This is a genomic window from Curtobacterium luteum (genome assembly GCF_001475545.1).
Lineage (GTDB): Bacteria > Actinomycetota > Actinomycetes > Actinomycetales > Microbacteriaceae > Curtobacterium > Curtobacterium luteum_A.
In genome coordinates, this window is the sequence record NZ_LDQC01000038.1 from 1 (window position 1) to 18,669 (window position 18,669).

Here is an 18,669-nt window from a genome sequence, read left to right on the forward strand (position 1 = left end):
GCGTATACGCATCACCACCGACCTCCGCTCCACGCCGGCCCCTGCGCGGGTCCCCGGCGGGCCACTCCGCTCGGCCGTCCCGGACCTGCCCGAACCCCGGGTCTTCGCCTCGCTGCGGGCGCACCACGCGACGCACATCGACAACCTGCCGGACATCGTGTCCGCCGGCGCGGTCCTCGCCGCCACCGAGGCTGCGCCGACCATCGACGTCAGTTCCGACACGACCCGGGAAGCCCGTGCCGAGGCGTCCGCGCCGGACGGGTCGCCCGTCGCCGGCCACGTCACGTTCTCGCTGTCGCCCGACGCGACGCGCTGGGACGAACTCCGCCGCGGTGCCGAGGGGGAGCGGTGGTCCGACGCCGCCCGTCGGTCCCGCGCGACCGACTACGTCGTGCTCGTCGTCCCGGTGTCGGCGTTCGGCGCCTCCGTGATCGTGGCCGACCAGGATGCCGAGGCCGAGGACGTGCGCTTCGCTGTCGGTCCGGAGGCGGCGACGAACCTCATCCGTCGCACCGACTTCACCGACCCGGAGATGCACGACCTCGAGCTGCTCGCCGGGCCGAGCGTGTCGTTCTCCGCCGTCGCCGTGATCGGCGTGCCGAACGACCGCGCGCGCCAGCACGTGAAGGCGATCCTCGCCGAGCACGGCGGCCACGCTCCCCGGGTCGCCGTCTTCCCACCGTGGTTCGTGCCCCCGGTGACCGCCGAGTAGGACCGCGTCGCGAAGTCGGCCGCACGTCCGCCCGGCCGCGTCCGGCGTGCCCTCCCGACGAAGTCGGGAGGGCACGTTGCGTGGCGGGGGCGGGTCGTGCCTCCAGGCCACCGATCCCCGTCGTTCCGGGGAAGCGCGCCGATTCCGACACGCCCACGATCCGCGACACGCCCGGGTTGCACGGATGCCGTGCCTATGGGAGACTTGTCCGGTTCCGAATTCCGCAGGGCGTCCGCGCCCGCAGGATCACTGCTCTGGCAGTGCACAACCCCCTTGTTCAGCAGGGCTGGGTTGGGCCGCAGGCAGCAGAACACGATCGAATCCCCTGCGAAGCGCTGCGAGCACTGCTGTGTCCGGAGCGTGGGGGAAGCGACATGCCCACGCTGGACGGCCCAGGTCGCCCGCGCGGTTGACAGGAGAACAGCGGTCATCCCCAGCGGATGCGGCCGGTTGGTTCAGGAAAACAGCCAAGCCCTGCAGGAATGCACGGTGACGGCGGCGTCAGGCGGCCCGAGGGTGCGCGGCGCAGAGAGGACAAAGAGACACATGGCGGGACAGAAGATCCGCATCCGGCTCAAGTCGTACGACCACGAGGTCATCGACACGTCGGCCCGGAAGATCGTCGACACGGTGACCCGTGCCGGTGCGACCGTGGTCGGCCCGGTGCCGCTCCCCACCGAGAAGAACGTGGTCACCGTGATCCGTTCTCCCCACAAGTACAAGGACTCGCGCGAGCACTTCGAGAAGCGCACGCACAAGCGGGTCATCGACATCGTCGACCCGACGCCGAAGGCCGTCGACTCGCTCATGCGACTCGACCTCCCGGCCGACGTCAACATCGAGATCAAGCTGTAAGGGGGCTGACCAATGGCGAACTCCACCAAGACCGTCAAGGGCCTCCTCGGCAAGAAGCTCGGGATGACCCAGGTGTGGGATGAGAACAACAAGTTCATCCCCGTGACCGTGATCGAGGTCGGCCCGAACGTGGTCACCCAGATCCGCAACGTCGAGCGCGACGGCTACGAGGCGATCCAGATCGCCGCCGGCGCCATCGACCCGCGCAAGGTCAACAAGCCGACCGCCGGCCACTTCGAGGCCGCAGGCGTGACCCCGCGTCGCACCCTCACCGAGATCCGTACCAACGACTCCGCTGAGTACACGCTCGGCCAGGAGCTCACCGTCGACACGTTCGAGGCGGGCCAGAAGGTCGACGTCGTCGGTACCTCCAAGGGCAAGGGCTTCGCCGGTGTCATGAAGCGCCACGGCTTCGCCGGCGTCTCCGCATCGCACGGTGCGCACCGGAACCACCGCAAGCCCGGTTCGATCGGCGCCTCGTCGACCCCGTCGCGTGTCTTCAAGGGCATGCGCATGGCCGGTCGCATGGGTGGCGAGCGCGTGACCGTCCTCAACCTCACGGTGCACGCCGTCGACGCCGAGAAGGGTCTGCTGCTCGTCAAGGGCGCCGTCCCCGGTGCTCGTGGCCGCTCCGTCTTCGTCCGCACCGCCGTGAAGGGTAAGTGATCATGGCCACCGAGACCGCAACCACGATCGACGTCCTCGACGCGACCGGGGCCGTCGCCGGCAGCATCGAGCTGCCCGCCGCGCTCTTCGACGTCGAGACCAACGTCCCGCTGATCCACCAGGTCGTCACCGCGCAGCTCGCCGCCGCGCGTCAGGGCACCCACAAGACCAAGAACCGCGGCGAGGTCCGCGGTGCTGGTCGCAAGCCGTTCAAGCAGAAGGGCACCGGCCGCTCCCGTCAGGGTTCGGTCCGCGCTCCGGAGCACACCGGCGGTGGCGTCGTCCACGGACCGACCCCGCGCGACTACTCGCAGCGCACCCCGAAGAAGATGATCGCCGCTGCTCTGCTCGGCTCGCTCTCGGACCGCGCCCGCGGTGGACGCATCTCCGCGGTTGAGTCCTTCGTCCCGGCCGAGGTGCCGTCGACCAAGACCGCCCGCACGCTCCTCGAGAAGGTCGCGCCCGTCAAGAACGTGCTCGTCGTGCTCGAGCAGGACGACGAGCTCGCGCTCAAGTCGATCCGCAACCTGCCGGGTGTCCACGCACTCTCGTACGGCCAGCTCAACGCCTACGACGTGCTCAAGTCCGACGCCCTCGTCTTCAGCAAGAGCGCACTCGACGCCTTCATCGCGTCGAAGTCCGCGAAGGAGGTCTCCGCATGAGCGGCTTCAACAAGGACCCGCGCGACATCATCATCTCGCCGGTCGTCTCGGAGAAGAGCTACGGCCTGATCGACCAGGGCAAGTACACGTTCATCGTGGACCCCCGTTCGAACAAGACCGAGATCAAGCTCGCCATCGAGAAGATCTTCGACGTCAAGGTCGCGAGCATCAACACGCTGAACCGTCCGGGCAAGACCCGTCGCACGCGTTTCGGCATGGGCAAGCGCAAGGACACCAAGCGCGCCATCGTGACGCTCAAGTCCGGTTCGATCGACATCTTCACGGCTGTCGGCTGAGGACCAGAGGGATAAATCATGGCTATTCGTAACTACAAGCCGACGACCCCCGGTCGTCGCGGCTCGTCGGTCGCCGACTTCGCCGAGATCACCCGTTCGACGCCGGAGAAGTCGCTGCTTCGTCCGCTGCCGAAGACCGGTGGGCGCAACAGCTCCGGCCGCATCACGACCCGTCACATCGGTGGTGGCCACAAGCGCCAGTACCGCGTGATCGACTTCCGTCGTCACGACAAGGACGGCGTCGACGCCAAGGTCGCACACATCGAGTACGACCCGAACCGCACCGCGCGCATCGCACTCCTGCATTACGTGGACGGCACGAAGCGCTACATCATCGCGCCGAACAAGCTCAAGCAGGGCGACGTCGTCGAGCAGGGCCCCGGCGCCGACATCAAGCCCGGCAACAACCTGCCGCTGCGCAACATCCCCGTCGGTACCGTGGTCCACGCGATCGAGCTCCGCCCCGGTGGCGGCGCGAAGATGGCCCGGTCCGCCGGTGCCTCGGTGCGTCTCGTCGCCAAGGACGGCCCCTACGCGCAGCTCCGCCTGCCGTCGGGCGAGGTCCGCAACGTCGACGCCCGCTGCCGCGCCACCATCGGCGAGGTCGGCAACGCCGAGCAGTCCAACATCAACTGGGGCAAGGCCGGCCGCATGCGCTGGAAGGGCGTCCGCCCGACGGTGCGTGGTGTCGCCATGAACCCGGTCGACCACCCGCACGGTGGTGGTGAGGGCAAGACCTCCGGTGGTCGTCACCCGGTCAGCCCGTGGGGTCAGGCCGAGGGCCGGACGCGCAAGCCGAACAAGCCGAGCGACAAGCTCATCGTCCGTCGCCGTAACGCCGGCAAGAAGCGCAAGTAGGAGTTCAGAAGATGCCACGCAGTCTGAAGAAGGGCCCCTTCGTCGACGAGCACCTGCTCCGCAAGGTCGTCACGCAGAACGAGGCCAACACCAAGAACGTGATCCGCACGTGGTCGCGTCGCTCGATGATCGTCCCGAACATGCTCGGGCACACGATCGCCGTGCACGACGGCCGCAAGCACATCCCGGTGTTCGTCACCGAGTCGATGGTCGGTCACAAGCTCGGCGAGTTCGCGCCGACCCGCACCTTCCGTGGTCACGTGAAGGACGACAAGAAGGGCCGTCGCCGCTAACGCGGGGACGCAGAGGAGGAACGAAATGGTGGAGTCGATCGCACGCGTGCGACACATCCGCGTCACGCCTCAGAAGGCCCGTCGCGTCATCGAGCTGATCCGCGGCAAGCAGGCCCACGAGGCGCTCGCCATCCTGAAGTTCGCGCCGCAGGCCGCTTCGGAGCCCGTGTACAAGCTGGTCGCCTCGGCGATCGCGAACGCCCGGGTGAAGGCGGACTCGACGAACAGCTTCCTCGACGAGCGCGACCTCTACGTGAGCCGCGTCTTCGTCGACGAGGGCACGACCCTGAAGCGGTTCCAGCCGCGTGCCCAGGGCCGCGCCTTCCGCATCAACAAGCGCACCAGCCACATCACGGTCGTCCTCGCGACGCCGGAAGAGGCTGAGGCCGCCGCGACGAGCAAGAAGGCGAGCAAGTAATGGGCCAGAAGGTCAACCCGTACGGCTTCCGTCTCGGGATCACGACGGACCACGTCTCGCACTGGTTCACCGACAGCACCAAGGCCGGTCAGCGCTACGCCGACTACGTGGCCGAGGACATCAAGGTGCGCGAGTACCTGAAGAAGACCCTCGACCGTGCCGGCGTCGCCCGCATCGAGCTCGAGCGCACCCGTGACCGTGTCCGCGTGGACATCCACACGGCGCGTCCGGGCATCGTCATCGGTCGTCGTGGTGCCGAGGCCGAGCGCGTCCGCGGTGAGCTCGAGAAGCTCACCAAGAAGCAGATCCAGCTCAACATCCTCGAGGTCAAGAACCCCGAGACCGAGGCCCAGCTCGTCGCGCAGGGCATCGCCGAGCAGCTCTCCGCCCGTGTCGCGTTCCGTCGCGCCATGCGCAAGGGCCTGCAGGGTGCGCAGCGCGCCGGCGCCAAGGGTGTCCGCATCCAGGTGTCGGGTCGTCTCGGCGGCGCCGAGATGTCGCGCTCGGAGTTCTACCGCGAGGGCCGCGTGCCCCTGCACACGCTCCGCGCGAACATCGACTACGGCTTCTACGAGGCCCGGACCACGTTCGGCCGCATCGGCGTGAAGGTCTGGATCTACAAGGGCGACATCACGAACAAGGAGCTCGCTCGCGAGCAGGCGAACCAGCGTTCGTCGCGCCCGGAGCGTCGTGGCGGCCCCCGTGGCGAGCGCGGCGACCGTCGTGGCGGCGACCGTGGCGGCCGTCAGCAGCAGGCCCCGCAGGACGCGCCGGCCGGCGCAGGAGTTGAGGCGTAACCATGCTTATCCCCCGTCGAGTCAAGCACCGCAAGCAGCACCACCCGAAGCGTTCGGGTCAGGCGACCGGTGGCACCAAGGTCAGCTTCGGCGACTTCGGTATCCAGGCGCTCACCCCGGCGTACGTGACGAACCGGCAGATCGAGTCCGCTCGTATCGCGATGACCCGTCACATCAAGCGTGGCGGCAAGGTCTGGATCAACATCTACCCGGACCGTCCGCTCACCAAGAAGCCCGCCGAGACCCGCATGGGTTCCGGTAAGGGTTCCCCCGAGTGGTGGGTCGCCAACGTCAAGCCGGGTCGTGTGCTCTTCGAGCTCTCCGGCGTCAACGAGGACATCGCCCGCGAGGCGTTGACCCGTGCAATCCACAAGCTGCCCCTCAAGGCACGCATCATCAAGCGCGAGGAGGGCGACGCATAATGGCGATCGGTTCCAAGGAGCTCCGTCCGACTGAGCTCGACACGTTCGAGAACGAGCGGCTCGCCGACGAGCTGAAGAAGGCCAAGGAGGAGCTGTTCAACCTCCGCTTCCAGTCGGCCACCGGCCAGCTGGAGAGCCACGGTCGTCTTCGTGCCGTCAAGCGCGACATCGCCCGCATCTACACCGTCCTCCGCGAGCGCGAGCTCGGCATCCGTGCCACCCCCGCGCCCGTCGAGACCGCCCCGAAGGCCAAGAAGTCGACGAAGAAGGCTGACAAGCCCGCCGAGTCGACCGCGGCCGAGACCGCCGAGGAGAACTGATGGCGAACGAAGAGAACACCTCCGCCGCCTCGACCCGCGGCTACCGCAAGACGCGCCGCGGCTACGTGACGAGCGACAAGATGGACAAGACCATCGTGGTCGAGGTCGAGGACCGCGTGAAGCACGCGCTCTACGGCAAGATCATCCGCCGCACGTCCAAGGTGAAGGCCCACGACGAGCTCGGCACCGCTGGTGTCGGCGACCTCGTCGTGATCAGCGAGACCCGTCCCCTCAGCGCCTCCAAGCGCTGGCGCCTGGTCGAGATCCTCGAGAAGGCCAAGTAGGCCACGGCCTGCTTCGGAACAGGAGACAACAGTGATTCAGCAGGAATCCCGCCTGAAGGTCGCCGACAACACGGGTGCCAAGGAGATCTTGACCATCCGCGTGCTCGGCGGCTCGGGCCGTCGCTACGCCGGTCTCGGTGACGTCATCGTCGCCACGGTGAAGGACGCCATCCCCGGCGGCAACGTGAAGAAGGGTGACGTCGTCAAGGCGGTCATCGTTCGCACCAAGAAGGAGACCCGTCGTCAGGACGGCTCCTACATCAAGTTCGACGAGAACGCGGCAGTGATCCTCAAGGCTGACGGCGACCCGCGCGGCACGCGCATCTTCGGTCCGGTCGGTCGCGAGCTCCGTGACAAGAAGTTCATGAAGATCATCTCGCTCGCGCCGGAGGTGCTGTAAGCCATGGCGAACATCAAGAAGGGTGACCTCGTCGAGGTCATCACGGGCGCCACGCAGGAGCGTGGCGGCGACCGCGGCAAGCAGGGCAAGGTCATCGAGGTGCTCGTTGACTCGGAGCGCGTCGTCGTGGAGGGCGTGAACTTCGTCACGAAGCACGTCCGCGTCGGCCAGACCCAGCGTGGTTCGAAGACCGGTGGCATCGAGCAGCACGAGGCTCCGATCCACGTCTCGAACGTCGCGATCGTCGACCCGAAGACCAAGAAGCCGACCCGCGTCGGCTTCCGTACCGAAGAGGTGGAGAAGGACGGCGTCAAGAAGACCGTCCGCGTCCGCTACGCCAAGAAGTCGGGTGAGAAGCTCTGATGACCGACACGACTGCCGCGCCGGCGACCAAGGTCGAGCCGCGCCTCAAGCAGAAGTACAAGAACGAGATCAAGGCTGCCCTCACCGAGCAGTTCGGGTACGCGAACGTCAACCAGGTCCCCGGCCTGGTCAAGGTCGTCGTGAACACCGGCGTCGGCGAGGCGGCTCGTGACTCGAAGATCATCGAGGGGGCCATCAAGGACCTCACGGCGATCACGGGTCAGAAGCCCCAGGTCAACATCGCTCGCAAGTCCATCGCGCAGTTCAAGCTGCGCGAGGGTCAGGCGATCGGTGCGCACGTCACCCTCCGCGGTGACCGCGCCTGGGAGTTCCTCGACCGCCTGATCTCCCTCGCCCTGCCCCGCATCCGCGACTTCCGCGGCCTCAGCGACAAGCAGTTCGACGGGAACGGCAACTACACGTTCGGTCTCACGGAGCAGTCCGTGTTCCACGAGATCGACCAGGACCGCATCGACCGCGTGCGTGGCTTCGACATCACCGTCGTGACCACCGCGAAGTCGGACGACGAGGGCCGCGCGCTGCTCAAGCAGCTCGGGTTCCCGTTCCGTTCTGCCGAGCAGACGGTCTAAGATACTTCGGGCGGTGCGGGCCGGAGGATTCACGTCCTCCGGCCCGCACGCACGAACACACAGGTCTCCGGGAACCGCCCGGGGACCCCGATCGCTCAGGTCGGCATTCGTGGAACGGGTGTCGAAACCAGGCGAGAATGGATACGCATCATGACGATGACCGATCCGGTCGCAGACATGCTGACCAGATTGCGGAACGCGAACTCGGCGCACCACGACGCCGTCTCGCTTCCCAGCTCCAAGCTGAAGAAGAACATCGCTGAGATCCTCAAGCGCGAGGGCTACATCAGCGAGTGGAAGATCGAGGACGCCCGCGTCGGGCAGACCCTCACGATCGACCTGAAGTACGGCCCCGAGCGTGAGCGCTCGATCGCCGGCATCAAGCGCGTCTCGAAGCCGGGCCTCCGGGTCTACGCGAAGTCGACGGAGATCCCCCAGGTCCTCGGTGGCCTCGGTGTGGCGATCCTCTCGACGTCGTCCGGCCTCCTGACCGACCGCGAAGCCGAGCAGAAGGGCGTGGGTGGGGAAGTCCTCGCCTACGTGTGGTGATCGACAATGTCTCGAATCGGACGTCTTCCCATCGACATCCCCGCCGGCGTGACCGTCTCCATCGACGGCCAGAACGTGGCGGTCAAGGGCCCGAAGGGCGAGCTCGCGCTCGTCGTCGCTGAGCCCATCCAGGCCAAGGTCGAGGAGAACCAGGTCCTCGTCACCCGTCCGGACGACGAGCGCTCCTCGCGTTCGCTCCACGGCCTGACCCGCACCCTCATCGCGAACAACATCGTCGGCGTGACCCAGGGGTACTCCAAGGGCCTCGAGGTCGTCGGCACCGGTTACCGCGTGCAGGCGAAGGGCACCAGCGTCGAGTTCGCGCTGGGCTACTCCCACCCGATCACGGTCGAGGCGCCCGCGGGCATCTCGTTCGCCGTCGAGGGCAACAACAAGCTCACCGTGACCGGCATCGACAAGCAGGCCGTCGGCGAGGTGGCCGCCAACATCCGCAAGCTGCGCAAGCCCGAGCCCTACAAGGGCAAGGGTGTCCGCTACGCCGGCGAGATCGTGCGCCGCAAGGCCGGAAAGTCAGGTAAGTGATCATGGCTCTCGGTATCCGAGGAAAGAGCAAGTCGGCCGCCAAGGCGCGCCGTCACAACCGACTCCGCAAGAAGATCACCGGCACCGAGGCGCGCCCGCGTCTGGCCGTCACGCGTTCGTCGCGTCACGTGTTCGTGCAGGTCATCGACGACGCGAAGGGTCACACCCTCGCCAGCGCATCGACGATGGAGGCCGACCTCCGCTCGTTCGACGGCGACAAGACCGCCAAGGCCCGTCGCGTCGGTGAGCTCCTCGCCGAGCGCGCGAAGGCCGCCGGCGTCGAGGCCGTGGTCTTCGACCGTGGTGGCAGCAAGTACGCCGGTCGCGTCGCCGCGATCGCCGATGGCGCCCGTGAAGGAGGGCTGAACCTGTGAGCGACACCGCGAACACCACCAGCAACACCGCCAAGGAGACGACGACCGAGGCCGCGGCCACGGCCGAGCGTCCGGTCGAGACCGCCGCTGGCTCCGCGTCGAACAACCGCGACTCCGCCGACCAGCGCGGCCGTCGTGGCGGCGGGCGTGACCGCCAGCAGGGCCGCGACCGCAACAACCGCGGTGGCGACAGCCAGTTCCTCGAGCGCGTGGTGACCATCAACCGCGTCTCGAAGGTCGTCAAGGGTGGTCGTCGCTTCAGCTTCACGGCGCTCGTCGTCGTGGGTGACGGCAACGGCCTCGTGGGCGTCGGCTACGGCAAGGCCAAGGAGGTCCCGACGGCGATCTCCAAGGGCGTCGAGGAGGCGAAGAAGAACTTCTTCCGTGTCCCGCGCGTCGGCAACACCATCCCGCACCCGGTGCAGGGTGAGGCCGCTGCCGGTGTCGTGCTCCTGCGTCCGGCCGCTGCCGGTACCGGTGTCATCGCCGGTGGTCCGGTCCGCGCCGTGCTCGAGTGCGCCGGCATCCACGACGTCCTGAGCAAGTCGCTCGGCTCGTCGAACACCATCAACATCGTGCACGCGACCGTCGAGGCGCTGCAGCAGCTCGAGGAGCCCCGCGCGGTCGCAGTCCGCCGTGGCCTCGACGTCGACGCGGTCGTCCCGGCCCGTCTGCTGCGTGCCGAGGCCGCCGCAGCGCGTGCCGCGTCCGAGAAGGCAGGTGCGTGATGGCGACGCTGAAGATCACGCAGACGAAGTCCGTTATCAGCGAGAAGCAGTACCAGCGCGACACCCTCCGCAGCCTGGGTCTCAAGCGCATCGGCCAGACGGTCGAGCGCGAGGACAACTCCCAGAACCGCGGGTACGTCGCGACGGTCGCGCACCTTGTGAAGGTCGAGGAGGTCGACGCATGAGCGACGAGAAGAACGAGCGCGTGCAGGTCCTGAAGCTGCACCACCTCCGCCCGGCCGCCGGTGCGAAGAAGGACCGCACCCGTGTGGGTCGCGGTGAGGGCTCGAAGGGCAAGACCGCAGGCCGCGGTACCAAGGGTCAGAAGGCTCGGTACCAGGTCAAGGTCGGCTTCGAGGGTGGGCAGATGCCGCTGCACATGCGCACCCCGAAGCTCCGCGGGTTCAAGAACCCGTTCCGTGTCGAGTACCAGGTCGTGAACCTGGACAAGATCGCGGAGCTCTACCCGAACGGTGGCGACGTCACCGTCGCGGACCTGGTCGCCAAGGGCGCGGTCCGCAAGAACGAGAAGGTCAAGGTTCTCGGTCAGGGCGACATCAACGTGAAGCTCACGGTCTCGGTCGACAAGGTCTCGGCGTCCGCCGCCGAGAAGATCGCGGCTGCTGGCGGCACCGTCTCCCAGTAACACCCGTCGGCGGCCCGTGCGTTTGCGCACGGGCCGCCGTTACGGTTTCCTTGACAGTGGTCGACGTCCGTCGGCCTGGTCGGCCCTGCCGGCCGACACCGGAACGGTCGCGCTCGACGGCCCCGGTCCCAGAAGTTCGGAGTCCTCGTGTTCAGAGCGGTCGCGCGCATCATGCGCACCCCAGACCTTCGCAAGAAGATCGGCTTCACCCTCGCGATCATCGCGCTCTTCCGCCTGGGGTCGTACATCCCCGCCCCGTTCGTCGACTACGCGTCCGTGCAGAGCTGCCTCGCCAGCGCGTCCTCGCAGCAGGGTCTCTACGACCTGATCAACCTCTTCTCCGGCGGCGCGCTGCTGAAGCTCTCCGTCTTCGCGCTCGGCATCATGCCGTACATCACCTCGTCGATCATCGTGCAGCTCCTGCGCGTGGTCATCCCGCACTTCGACGCCCTCTACAAGGAGGGCCAGTCCGGTCAGGCCAAGCTGACGCAGTACACGCGCTACCTCACCATCGCGCTCGGTGTCCTGCAGTCCACCACCCTGATCACCGTCGCACGCTCGGGTGCCCTGTTCGGCACGAACGCGTCGGCCTCCTGCTCGTCGATCATCTCGAACGACAGCTGGTACGCCATCATGCTGATGGTCATCACCCTGACCGCCGGCACCGGCCTCATCATGTGGATGGGCGAGCTCGTCACCGAGCGCGGCATCGGCAACGGCATGTCGCTCCTGATCTTCACGTCGATCGCGGCGCAGTTCCCCTCGGCCCTCTGGGCGATCGAGCAGTCGAACGGCTTCGAGCTGTTCCTGTTCGTGATCCTCGTCGGCCTGGTCATCATGATGGCCGTCGTCTTCGTCGAGCAGTCGCAGCGGCGCATCCCGGTCCAGTACGCGAAGCGCATGGTCGGGCGTCGGACCTTCGGCGGGAACAACACCTACATCCCCATCAAGGTGAACATGGCCGGCGTCGTGCCCGTCATCTTCGCCTCGTCCCTGCTGTACCTGCCGGCCCTGGTCGCGCAGTTCAACCAGCCCTCGGACGGTTCCGCGCCGGCCGCGTGGGTGACCTGGATCCAGAACAACCTGACCTCGGGTGACAACTGGTTCTACATGGTCCTGTACTTCCTGCTCATCGTCGGGTTCACCTACTTCTACGTCGCGATCACCTTCAACCCCGAAGAGGTCGCGGACAACATGAAGAAGTACGGCGGCTTCATCCCGGGCATCCGCGCCGGACGCCCCACCGCCGAGTACCTCGACTACGTCCTGACCCGGGTGACGTTGCCCGGTTCGCTCTACCTCGGTCTGATCGCACTCATCCCGCTGGGCGCCCTGGCGTTCTTCGGTGCGAACCAGAACTTCCCGTTCGGTGGCGCCAGCATCCTGATCATCGTGGGTGTCGGCCTCGAGACGGTGAAGCAGATCGACTCCCAGCTCCAGCAACGTCACTACGAAGGGCTTCTCCGTTGAGCGCACGTCTCATCATCGTCGGACCTCCCGGAGCCGGGAAGGGCACGCAGGCCGGCCGCATCGCCGAGGCCTTCGGCGTCCCGGCGATCTCGACGGGCGACATCTTCCGCAAGAACGTGGCCGAGGGCACCCCGCTCGGCATCGAGGCGAAGAAGCTGATGGACGCCGGCGAGTACGTGCCGGACCAGCTGACGAACGAACTCGTGAAGTCGCGGCTCGCCGAGCCGGACGCCGAGCACGGGTTCCTGCTCGACGGATACCCACGCACGCTGAACCAGGTCGCGTACCTCGACACCATGCTGACCGAGCAGGGCACCCAGCTCGACGCCGTCGTGCAGCTCGTCGCGGACCAGGACGAACTCGTCGGTCGCCTCCTCAAGCGCGCCGAGGACCAGGGTCGCAGCGACGACAACGAGGAGACGATCCGTCGTCGGCAGGAGGTCTACCTCGAGCAGACCGCTCCGATCGTCGGCGCCTACGCCGACCGCGGTCTCGTGCTCGACGTCGACGGACTCGGTGGCATCGACGAGGTCGGCGACCGCATCCAGTCGGCGCTCGTCTCGCGCGGTCTGACCGCGGGCGTCTGACCCCGACGTGGTCCGCTTCCGCAAGCCCTCGATCTACAAGACGCCCGAGGAGCTCCGTGCCATGGTGCGTCCGGGGCTCCTCACGGCCCAGGCGCTCGACGCGGTGCGTACCGCGATCCGGCCCGGCGTCACGACCGGTGAACTCGACGCGATCGCCGAGCGGACCATCCGCGACGGCGGTGGCGTGCCGAACTTCCAGCTGGTCCCGGGCTACCGGCACACCCTGTGCGTCTCGGTGAACGACGAGGTCGTCCACGGCATCCCGGGCGACCGGGTCGTGCAGGCGGGCGACATCGTGTCGGTGGACGCGGGCGCCGAGGTCGACGGGTGGAACGGTGACAGCGCCTTCACGATCGTCGTCGCCGGCGGCGACGCTGCGGTCGCCGAGGCGCGGCGGAAGCTCTGCGACACGACCGAGCGGTCGCTCTGGCACGGCATCGCCGCCCTCGCGTCCGCGAAGCACCTGAACGAGGTCGGTGCGGCGGTCGAGGACGCCATCGAGGAGACCGGCGCCTGGGGCATCGTCGAGGACTACACGGGCCACGGCATCGGACGGTCCATGCACGAGGACCCGCCGGTCTTCAACTACCGCGTGCGCGGCGGCGGTCCGGTGGTGAAGCCCGGTCTGGTCGTCGCCGTCGAGCCGATGGTGACCGCCGGGACGATCGACAGCTCGACCGACGACGACGACTGGACGGTCCGGACGCTGGACGGCTCCGACGCCGCGCACTGGGAGCACACCGTCGCGGTGCACGCCGACGGCATCTGGGTCACGACGGCGGCCGACGGCGGCGCTGCGGGCCTGGCCCCGCTGGGCGTGACGCCGGTCCCGATCCCGTAGGGCGGGCCTCCCGGCGGGTCGGTCCGTCCGGTCGCACCGCGGCTCAGGCGGCACCGGCCGCCACCGGGTCGCGTCCCGACCGGCCTGGAGGCGCGGTTCGCCCCCGGCGCGCCGGCTCAGTTGCCGACGGAGCAGGTCTGCTCGCTCGCGCTCTGTCCCGTGATCGAGGACGGCAGCGGGGTCGCGCTGGTCGCGGGCGTCGCAGCGGTCGCCGGCGCGCTCGACGTCCCCGAGGCGGATCCGGAGGCGGACGTCCCGGACGAGGACGACCCCGACGAGGACGAGGCCGAGGACGAGGCCGATGACGAGGAGCCGGCGGCTCCGGCCGCGGGGGAGGACCCGGCCGACGCCGAATCCTTCGACTCCTCGGACGCCCGCCCGGTCGTGGAGTCGGACAGCGACGTCCTCTGGTCGGTCTGCAGCGCGACGTTGAGGGTGTGCGCCGCCTCCTGCGAGACGATCACCCGGGCGTTGTCCGCCGGGTCGTCGACGACCGGGTACTGCACGAAGAGCATGTTCGCCGTGCTCATGCCGCGCAGCGTGGTCGCGAGTCCGACGAGGCTCTTCGCCTGCGCGAGCCCGTCCGAGAGGGTCATGTTGTGCAGCGCCGCGGACGCGAGGCGGTACAGCGTCACCGGGTCGGACAACGTGTCGCCCGAGGTGATCTTGCGGAGGAGCGCGGAGAGGAACACCTGCTGCGAACTGATCCGTGCGAGGTCGCTGCCGTCGCCGACGCCGTGCCGGGTGCGGAGGAACGCGAGCGCGTCCGAGCCCTGCAGCGTGTGCTCCCCGGCGGTGAGGTGGAGCCCCGTGTAGGTGTCGTTGATCGGCTGGGCCACGCAGACGTCGACGCCGCCGAGCGCGTTCGACATCGAGATCACGCCGTTGAACGTGATGAGCCCGGCGTAGGGGATCTGCAGCCCGGTGAGGTTCTCGACGGTGTCCACGACGCACGAGACGCCGCCGTTGCCGAGCGCCGTGTTGAACTGCGCGGAGGTCGATGCCGGGTACGTGGTCCCGGTGGCGGGGTTGCTGCACGCCGGGATCGGCACCATGAGGTCGCGCGGGAAGCTCACGGCGGTGAGCTGCTGGTGGTCCTGCGAGATGTGCACGAGGATCGTGACGTCGTTCCGGGCGCCCTGGACGTCCTCGTCCGAGTCGAACTGGCCGATCCGGGTGTCGCTGCCGATGAGCAGGATGTTCGCGCCGCCCTTCATCGCGGTGATGTCCGCGGTGGAGGCGACCTGCTGGTCGTCCTTGCTCAGGGCGACGGTCTTCGGGGCCGCGGCGAGCGTGCCGCCGGCGATCGCGGCGACGCTCGTCCCGCTCACCAGCACGACCGCGAGGACGGACGCGACGATCCCGAGGGCCGACGCCCACGCTCGGTGACGGGGCAGGCGTCCGTGGCGGGCCAGGGGGCCGCGGGTCTTCGGCACGGTTCTCTCCGTTCGGTGGGCTGCCGTGACACGGTACGGTCGGTGCACTCGAGACGGCCCAGAACGGGCCAGGCAACCACTGTGGAACGTTCAGGCTCGGACCGGGAAGCCCCAGGTCGAGGGGCCGGGGCCGCCCGCACTTGGCAATCCGGCGTCTGGCCAGTAGGATCGATCCTTGGTGTGTCATGCCCTCCGGGCGTGGCGCCCGACCCGCAGACCGGCTCGGGGATCACACCGGTAATCCAACCAAGCGACAGTGAGGCTATGGCCAAGAAAGACGGCGTCATCGAGATCGAGGGCTCGGTGCTCGAAGCTCTGCCCAACGCGATGTTCCGCGTTGAGCTGACCAACGGACACAAGGTCCTCGCGCACATCTCCGGGAAGATGCGCCAGCACTACATCCGCATCCTCCCCGAGGACCGCGTGATCGTGGAGCTGAGCCCGTACGACCTGACCCGCGGCCGGATCGTCTACCGCTACAAGTGATCCGCGAGCTGGAAAGGAACGGCCCGGCGAACCCGCCGAGCACGAAGCCAGCGAGCAACAGGAAGCAACCATGAAGGTCAACCCCAGCGTCAAGCCCATCTGCGAGCACTGCCGAGTGATCCGCCGGAAGGGCCGCGTCATGGTGATCTGCAAGAGCAACCCGCGCCACAAGCAGCGCCAGGGCTGAGCTCCCAGCAGGACCCACAACTCAACACCGAACACGCAGTACCAGAACCCGCGGCTCCGGCAGCGGGGGACACCTCGGGGCGGAGGCCCGGGCACCGGTACTGCGCCACACCTCCACCAACCACAGGAGCAGCCAGCACATGGCACGTCTAGCAGGCGTCGACATCCCGCGCGAGAAGCGCGTGGAGATCGCACTCACGTACATCTACGGCGTCGGCCGTACCCGGTCCGTCCAGGCTCTCGCCGAGACCGGCATCTCCGGCGACATCCGCGTCAAGGACCTCACCGACGACCAGCTCGTCGCCCTCCGCGACTACATCGAGGGCAACTTCAAGGTGGAGGGTGACCTCCGCCGCGAGGTCGCCGCCGACATCCGCCGCAAGGTCGAGATCGGTAGCTACGAGGGTCTCCGCCACCGTCGTGGTCTCCCGGTGCGCGGTCAGCGCACCAAGACCAACGCGCGTACCCGCAAGGGACCGAAGCGCACCGTGGCAGGCAAGAAGAAGGCCCGATAGGAGATCATCATGGCTACCCCCAAGACTGCCGCGCGCAAGCCGCGTCGCAAGGAGAAGAAGAACGTCGCCGTGGGCCAGGCCCACATCAAGAGCACGTTCAACAACACGATCGTCAGCATCACCGACCCGTCGGGTGCCGTCCTCAGCTGGGCGTCCTCGGGTGCCGTCGGCTTCAAGGGTTCGCGCAAGTCGACGCCGTTCGCGGCGCAGCTCGCCGCCGAGTCCGCTGCGCGTCAGGCGCAGGAGCACGGCGTCAAGAAGGTCGACGTCTTCGTGAAGGGTCCGGGTTCGGGCCGCGAGACCGCGATCCGCTCCCTCCAGGCCGCCGGCCTCGAGGTCGGTTCGATCAACGACGTCACGCCGCAGGCGCACAACGGGTGCCGCCCGCCGAAGCGTCGCCGCGTCTGACGCGAGGAGCAACCGGCCGTTCCCCGCTCGTTCCCTGACCGGGACGAGCGGGGCCGGCCATTCCTGGTCGTTCGATCGCGCACGACGAGCCGTTCGTGGCCGTCGGTGCGCGTGATCACAACTCAACAGACCCGTCGGGGCCCGGTCGGCCCCGTCGTACCGCCGAGTGTCATATAGCGGACACTCCGCCGAAAGGAATCCCACAGTGCTCATTGCACAGCGCCCCACCCTGACCGAGGAGTCGATCTCCGAGCACCGCTCGCGCTTCGTCATCGAGCCGCTCGAGCCGGGCTTCGGTTACACCCTCGGCAACTCGCTGCGCCGCACGCTCCTCTCCTCGATCCCCGGCGCGGCCGTCACCAGCATCCGCATCGACGGCGTCCTCCACGAGTTCAGCACCGTGCCCGGTGTCAAGGAAGACGTCACCGAGATCATCCTCAACATCAAGAGCCTCGTCGTCTCCAGCGAGCACGACGAGCCGATCACCGCGTACCTGCGCAAGCAGGGTGCCGGTCAGGTCACCGCGGCGGACATCTCCGCCCCGGCCGGCGTCGAGATCCACAACCCGGACCTCGTCATCGCGACCCTGAACGACACCGCGCGGTTCGAGCTCGAGCTCACGATCGAGCGTGGCCGCGGCTACGTGTCGGCGACGCAGAACCGCTCGGAGTTCTCCGAGGCCGGTCAGATCCCGATCGACTCGATCTACTCGCCGGTCCTCAAGGTCACCTACCGCGTCGAGGCGACGCGTGCCGGTGAGCGCACGGACTTCGACCGTCTGGTCGTCGACGTCGAGACGAAGCCGGCGATCTCGCCGCGCGACGCCATCGCCTCGGCCGGCCGCACGCTGGTCGAGCTGTTCGGTCTCGCCCGCGAGCTGAACACGGCGGCCGAGGGCATCGAGATCGGCCCCGCGCCGGTCGACGCGGTGCTCTCGAACGAGCTGCAGACCCCCATCGAGGACCTCGACCTGTCGGTCCGCAGCTACAACTGCCTCAAGCGGGAGGGCATCAACACGGTGTCCGAGCTCGTCGCCCTCTCGGAGACGCAGCTCATGAACATCCGCAACTTCGGTCAGAAGTCGGTGGACGAGGTCAAGGACAAGCTCACCGAGCTCGGCCTGTCCCTCAAGGACACCGTCCCCGGATTCGACGGCGCCCACTTCTACAGCGGGTACGACGAGGACGAGTCCAACAACTGACCTCGCGCGCGAGCGCACGCGTGCTGAGTCAGCGCGCACCACATTCACCACTGGAGAACTGACATGCCGAAGCCCACCAAGGGCCCCCGCCTCGGTGGCGGTCCCGCCCACGAGCGCCTGCTCCTGAGCAACCTCGCCAACGCCCTCTTCACGCACGGCCGCATCACCACGACCGAGACGAAGGCCAAGCGCCTCCGCCCGGTCGCCGAGCGGCTCATCACGTTCGCGAAGCGCGGCGACCTGCACGCCCGTCGTCGCGTGATCAGCATCCTGCGCGACAAGTCCGTCGTGCACACGCTGTTCACCGAGATCGCCCCGCAGGTCGAGGACCGTCAGGGCGGCTACACCCGCATCACGAAGCTCGGCTTCCGCAAGGGCGACAACGCTCCCCTCGCGTCGATCGAGCTCGTCCTCGAGCCGGTGTCGGGCAAGCCCGCCCCGGTCAAGCGCGACGCTGCTCCGGCTGCCGCCGCTGCCCCGGTCGAGGAGACCCCGGCCGAGGACACCACCGAGGAGGCTCCGGTCGACGCGACCGAGACCACCGAGGAGTCCGCGCCGGTCGAGGCCGAGACCGAGACCGACGCTGCCGCCGAGGTCGAGGACGACGCCGCCGCCAAGGCCGACGACGCCAAGTAGTCATCTGCGCCACATCGAGGAAGCCCCCGCGACGCACGTCGCGGGGGCTTCCTCGCGTTGCAGGGTGACCGACAGGCGGCCTGGAGGCGCAGTGCGGGCCCGCCCCGCGCCTCCAGTCCGTCGCGTG

At 68.2% G+C, this 18,669-nt stretch carries 31 protein-coding genes; 30 read left to right on the top strand and 1 reads right to left on the bottom strand.

The features are described from left to right. The 24 genes from NS184_RS06795 to map all read left to right on the top strand — a co-directional run. The coding region (locus NS184_RS06795) for a DarT ssDNA thymidine ADP-ribosyltransferase family protein (protein WP_058725376.1) at nucleotides 1-712 on the top strand (712 nt) is incomplete at its 5' end. Nucleotides 713-1,258: 546 nt separating this feature from the next. Further along, entirely contained in the window at nucleotides 1,259-1,567 is a 309-nt protein-coding gene (rpsJ, locus tag NS184_RS06800) for a 30S ribosomal protein S10 (RefSeq protein WP_022903286.1), read from the top strand. A 12-nt stretch (nucleotides 1,568-1,579) separates the two neighbouring features. Further along, entirely contained in the window at nucleotides 1,580-2,233 is a 654-nt protein-coding gene (gene rplC, locus NS184_RS06805; RefSeq protein WP_058725377.1) for a 50S ribosomal protein L3, read from the top strand. A gap of 2 nt (nucleotides 2,234-2,235) precedes the next feature. Then, on the top strand, nucleotides 2,236-2,895 hold the full coding sequence (gene rplD, locus NS184_RS06810; RefSeq protein ID WP_058725378.1) for a 50S ribosomal protein L4: 660 nt from the start codon (nucleotides 2,236-2,238) through the stop codon (nucleotides 2,893-2,895). Further along, nucleotides 2,892-3,191: a 50S ribosomal protein L23 gene (gene rplW / locus NS184_RS06815; RefSeq protein WP_022903283.1), complete on the top strand. Its 300-nt coding sequence runs from the start codon at nucleotides 2,892-2,894 to the stop codon at nucleotides 3,189-3,191. The genes rplD and rplW overlap by 4 nt, the downstream gene beginning before the upstream one ends. 18 nt (nucleotides 3,192-3,209) lie before the next feature. Beyond that, on the top strand, nucleotides 3,210-4,049 hold the full coding sequence (gene rplB / locus NS184_RS06820) for a 50S ribosomal protein L2 (protein WP_058725379.1): 840 nt from the start codon (nucleotides 3,210-3,212) through the stop codon (nucleotides 4,047-4,049). An 11-nt stretch (nucleotides 4,050-4,060) separates the two neighbouring features. Then, nucleotides 4,061-4,342 (top strand): 30S ribosomal protein S19, encoded by a 282-nt coding sequence (gene rpsS / locus NS184_RS06825; RefSeq protein WP_017885529.1) that lies wholly within the window; start codon nucleotides 4,061-4,063, stop codon nucleotides 4,340-4,342. A gap of 25 nt (nucleotides 4,343-4,367) precedes the next feature. After that, nucleotides 4,368-4,760: a 50S ribosomal protein L22 gene (gene rplV / locus NS184_RS06830; RefSeq protein ID WP_058725380.1), complete on the top strand. Its 393-nt coding sequence runs from the start codon at nucleotides 4,368-4,370 to the stop codon at nucleotides 4,758-4,760. Continuing rightward, a complete protein-coding gene (gene rpsC / locus NS184_RS06835) occupies nucleotides 4,760-5,557 on the top strand; it encodes a 30S ribosomal protein S3 (protein WP_022903280.1) in 798 nt (265 codons plus the stop codon). Before rplV ends, rpsC begins: the two co-directional genes overlap by 1 nt. A 2-nt stretch (nucleotides 5,558-5,559) precedes the next feature. After that, entirely contained in the window at nucleotides 5,560-5,979 is a 420-nt protein-coding gene (rplP, locus tag NS184_RS06840) for a 50S ribosomal protein L16 (RefSeq protein ID WP_022903279.1), read from the top strand. After that, nucleotides 5,979-6,299: a 50S ribosomal protein L29 gene (rpmC, locus tag NS184_RS18870; protein WP_058725381.1), complete on the top strand. Its 321-nt coding sequence runs from the start codon at nucleotides 5,979-5,981 to the stop codon at nucleotides 6,297-6,299. Before rplP ends, rpmC begins: the two co-directional genes overlap by 1 nt. Further along, complete coding sequence (rpsQ, locus tag NS184_RS06850) at nucleotides 6,299-6,583, top strand: 30S ribosomal protein S17 (protein WP_022903277.1); 285 nt, start codon at nucleotides 6,299-6,301, stop codon at nucleotides 6,581-6,583. Before rpmC ends, rpsQ begins: the two co-directional genes overlap by 1 nt. 31 nt (nucleotides 6,584-6,614) lie before the next feature. Continuing rightward, nucleotides 6,615-6,983, top strand: coding sequence for a 50S ribosomal protein L14 (gene rplN / locus NS184_RS06855; protein WP_017885523.1), 369 nt, complete (start codon nucleotides 6,615-6,617; stop codon nucleotides 6,981-6,983). Between the two features lie 3 nt (nucleotides 6,984-6,986). Beyond that, nucleotides 6,987-7,346, top strand: coding sequence for a 50S ribosomal protein L24 (gene rplX, locus NS184_RS06860; RefSeq protein ID WP_058725382.1), 360 nt, complete (start codon nucleotides 6,987-6,989; stop codon nucleotides 7,344-7,346). Further along, nucleotides 7,346-7,936, top strand: coding sequence for a 50S ribosomal protein L5 (gene rplE, locus NS184_RS06865; RefSeq protein WP_058725383.1), 591 nt, complete (start codon nucleotides 7,346-7,348; stop codon nucleotides 7,934-7,936). The genes rplX and rplE overlap by 1 nt, the downstream gene beginning before the upstream one ends. Nucleotides 7,937-8,086: 150 nt before the next feature. Further along, nucleotides 8,087-8,485 (top strand): 30S ribosomal protein S8, encoded by a 399-nt coding sequence (rpsH, locus tag NS184_RS06870; protein ID WP_058725384.1) that lies wholly within the window; start codon nucleotides 8,087-8,089, stop codon nucleotides 8,483-8,485. Between the two features lie 6 nt (nucleotides 8,486-8,491). Next, entirely contained in the window at nucleotides 8,492-9,028 is a 537-nt protein-coding gene (gene rplF / locus NS184_RS06875) for a 50S ribosomal protein L6 (RefSeq protein WP_058725385.1), read from the top strand. A gap of 2 nt (nucleotides 9,029-9,030) precedes the next feature. Beyond that, the gene (rplR, locus tag NS184_RS06880; RefSeq protein ID WP_058725386.1) at nucleotides 9,031-9,402 is read left to right on the top strand and encodes a 50S ribosomal protein L18; all 372 of its coding nucleotides are present in this window, start codon (nucleotides 9,031-9,033) and stop codon (nucleotides 9,400-9,402) included. Further along, entirely contained in the window at nucleotides 9,399-10,130 is a 732-nt protein-coding gene (rpsE, locus tag NS184_RS06885; RefSeq protein WP_058725387.1) for a 30S ribosomal protein S5, read from the top strand. Before rplR ends, rpsE begins: the two co-directional genes overlap by 4 nt. Beyond that, nucleotides 10,130-10,315 carry a 50S ribosomal protein L30 gene (rpmD, locus tag NS184_RS06890; protein ID WP_083513518.1) on the top strand — a complete coding sequence of 62 codons (186 nt, stop codon included), beginning with the start codon at nucleotides 10,130-10,132 and terminating at the stop codon, nucleotides 10,313-10,315. Before rpsE ends, rpmD begins: the two co-directional genes overlap by 1 nt. After that, entirely contained in the window at nucleotides 10,312-10,776 is a 465-nt protein-coding gene (gene rplO / locus NS184_RS06895) for a 50S ribosomal protein L15 (RefSeq protein ID WP_058725389.1), read from the top strand. Before rpmD ends, rplO begins: the two co-directional genes overlap by 4 nt. Before the next feature lie 147 nt (nucleotides 10,777-10,923). Then, nucleotides 10,924-12,246, top strand: a complete 1,323-nt coding sequence (gene secY / locus NS184_RS06900) for a preprotein translocase subunit SecY (RefSeq protein WP_058725390.1) — start codon at nucleotides 10,924-10,926, stop codon at nucleotides 12,244-12,246. Further along, the gene (locus NS184_RS06905; RefSeq protein ID WP_058725391.1) at nucleotides 12,243-12,833 is read left to right on the top strand and encodes an adenylate kinase; all 591 of its coding nucleotides are present in this window, start codon (nucleotides 12,243-12,245) and stop codon (nucleotides 12,831-12,833) included. The genes secY and NS184_RS06905 overlap by 4 nt, the downstream gene beginning before the upstream one ends. A 61-nt stretch (nucleotides 12,834-12,894) precedes the next feature. Continuing rightward, nucleotides 12,895-13,674: a type I methionyl aminopeptidase gene (map, locus tag NS184_RS06910; protein ID WP_058725464.1), complete on the top strand. Its 780-nt coding sequence runs from the start codon at nucleotides 12,895-12,897 to the stop codon at nucleotides 13,672-13,674. A 116-nt stretch (nucleotides 13,675-13,790) separates the two neighbouring features. Here the strand turns inward: map and NS184_RS06915 are convergent, their stop codons facing one another. Beyond that, entirely contained in the window at nucleotides 13,791-15,110 is a 1,320-nt protein-coding gene (locus tag NS184_RS06915; protein WP_058725392.1) for an LCP family protein, read from the bottom strand. Between the two features lie 264 nt (nucleotides 15,111-15,374). On the opposite strand from NS184_RS06915, the gene infA reads away from it, so the two are divergent. The 6 genes from infA to rplQ all read left to right on the top strand — a co-directional run bounded on the left by infA (nucleotide 15,375) and on the right by rplQ (nucleotide 18,542). Then, a complete protein-coding gene (infA, locus tag NS184_RS06920) occupies nucleotides 15,375-15,596 on the top strand; it encodes a translation initiation factor IF-1 (RefSeq protein WP_017885509.1) in 222 nt (73 codons plus the stop codon). Nucleotides 15,597-15,666: 70 nt separating this feature from the next. After that, a complete protein-coding gene (gene rpmJ, locus NS184_RS17340) occupies nucleotides 15,667-15,783 on the top strand; it encodes a 50S ribosomal protein L36 (RefSeq protein WP_022903266.1) in 117 nt (38 codons plus the stop codon). A 139-nt stretch (nucleotides 15,784-15,922) separates the two neighbouring features. Then, the gene (gene rpsM / locus NS184_RS06925; RefSeq protein WP_058725393.1) at nucleotides 15,923-16,297 is read left to right on the top strand and encodes a 30S ribosomal protein S13; all 375 of its coding nucleotides are present in this window, start codon (nucleotides 15,923-15,925) and stop codon (nucleotides 16,295-16,297) included. 9 nt (nucleotides 16,298-16,306) lie between these two features. Then, nucleotides 16,307-16,705, top strand: coding sequence for a 30S ribosomal protein S11 (gene rpsK / locus NS184_RS06930; protein ID WP_017885507.1), 399 nt, complete (start codon nucleotides 16,307-16,309; stop codon nucleotides 16,703-16,705). Nucleotides 16,706-16,910: 205 nt separating this feature from the next. Then, complete coding sequence (locus tag NS184_RS06935; RefSeq protein WP_058725394.1) at nucleotides 16,911-17,906, top strand: DNA-directed RNA polymerase subunit alpha; 996 nt, start codon at nucleotides 16,911-16,913, stop codon at nucleotides 17,904-17,906. Between the two features lie 63 nt (nucleotides 17,907-17,969). Beyond that, complete coding sequence (gene rplQ / locus NS184_RS06940) at nucleotides 17,970-18,542, top strand: 50S ribosomal protein L17 (RefSeq protein ID WP_058725395.1); 573 nt, start codon at nucleotides 17,970-17,972, stop codon at nucleotides 18,540-18,542. Nucleotides 18,543-18,669: the final 127 nt, after the last annotated feature.

What these genes read in the sequence shown, in the direction of transcription:
- rpsJ (WP_022903286.1), top strand. Translation starts at nt 1,259, where the DNA reads ATGGCGGGACAGAAGATCCGCATCCGGCTCAAGTCGTACGACCACGAG.
- rplC (WP_058725377.1), top strand. Translation starts at nt 1,580, where the DNA reads ATGGCGAACTCCACCAAGACCGTCAAGGGCCTCCTCGGCAAGAAGCTC.
- rplD (WP_058725378.1), top strand. Translation starts at nt 2,236, where the DNA reads ATGGCCACCGAGACCGCAACCACGATCGACGTCCTCGACGCGACCGGG.
- rplW (WP_022903283.1), top strand. Translation starts at nt 2,892, where the DNA reads ATGAGCGGCTTCAACAAGGACCCGCGCGACATCATCATCTCGCCGGTC.
- rplB (WP_058725379.1), top strand. Translation starts at nt 3,210, where the DNA reads ATGGCTATTCGTAACTACAAGCCGACGACCCCCGGTCGTCGCGGCTCG.
- rpsS (WP_017885529.1), top strand. Translation starts at nt 4,061, where the DNA reads ATGCCACGCAGTCTGAAGAAGGGCCCCTTCGTCGACGAGCACCTGCTC.
- rplV (WP_058725380.1), top strand. Translation starts at nt 4,368, where the DNA reads ATGGTGGAGTCGATCGCACGCGTGCGACACATCCGCGTCACGCCTCAG.
- rpsC (WP_022903280.1), top strand. Translation starts at nt 4,760, where the DNA reads ATGGGCCAGAAGGTCAACCCGTACGGCTTCCGTCTCGGGATCACGACG.
- rplP (WP_022903279.1), top strand. Translation starts at nt 5,560, where the DNA reads ATGCTTATCCCCCGTCGAGTCAAGCACCGCAAGCAGCACCACCCGAAG.
- rpmC (WP_058725381.1), top strand. Translation starts at nt 5,979, where the DNA reads ATGGCGATCGGTTCCAAGGAGCTCCGTCCGACTGAGCTCGACACGTTC.
- rpsQ (WP_022903277.1), top strand. Translation starts at nt 6,299, where the DNA reads ATGGCGAACGAAGAGAACACCTCCGCCGCCTCGACCCGCGGCTACCGC.
- rplX (WP_058725382.1), top strand. Translation starts at nt 6,987, where the DNA reads ATGGCGAACATCAAGAAGGGTGACCTCGTCGAGGTCATCACGGGCGCC.
- rplE (WP_058725383.1), top strand. Translation starts at nt 7,346, where the DNA reads ATGACCGACACGACTGCCGCGCCGGCGACCAAGGTCGAGCCGCGCCTC.
- rpsH (WP_058725384.1), top strand. Translation starts at nt 8,087, where the DNA reads ATGACGATGACCGATCCGGTCGCAGACATGCTGACCAGATTGCGGAAC.
- rplF (WP_058725385.1), top strand. Translation starts at nt 8,492, where the DNA reads ATGTCTCGAATCGGACGTCTTCCCATCGACATCCCCGCCGGCGTGACC.
- rplR (WP_058725386.1), top strand. Translation starts at nt 9,031, where the DNA reads ATGGCTCTCGGTATCCGAGGAAAGAGCAAGTCGGCCGCCAAGGCGCGC.
- rpmD (WP_083513518.1), top strand. Translation starts at nt 10,130, where the DNA reads ATGGCGACGCTGAAGATCACGCAGACGAAGTCCGTTATCAGCGAGAAG.
- rplO (WP_058725389.1), top strand. Translation starts at nt 10,312, where the DNA reads ATGAGCGACGAGAAGAACGAGCGCGTGCAGGTCCTGAAGCTGCACCAC.
- map (WP_058725464.1), top strand. Translation starts at nt 12,895, where the DNA reads ATGGTGCGTCCGGGGCTCCTCACGGCCCAGGCGCTCGACGCGGTGCGT.
- infA (WP_017885509.1), top strand. Translation starts at nt 15,375, where the DNA reads ATGGCCAAGAAAGACGGCGTCATCGAGATCGAGGGCTCGGTGCTCGAA.
- rpmJ (WP_022903266.1), top strand. Translation starts at nt 15,667, where the DNA reads ATGAAGGTCAACCCCAGCGTCAAGCCCATCTGCGAGCACTGCCGAGTG.
- rpsM (WP_058725393.1), top strand. Translation starts at nt 15,923, where the DNA reads ATGGCACGTCTAGCAGGCGTCGACATCCCGCGCGAGAAGCGCGTGGAG.
- rpsK (WP_017885507.1), top strand. Translation starts at nt 16,307, where the DNA reads ATGGCTACCCCCAAGACTGCCGCGCGCAAGCCGCGTCGCAAGGAGAAG.
- rplQ (WP_058725395.1), top strand. Translation starts at nt 17,970, where the DNA reads ATGCCGAAGCCCACCAAGGGCCCCCGCCTCGGTGGCGGTCCCGCCCAC.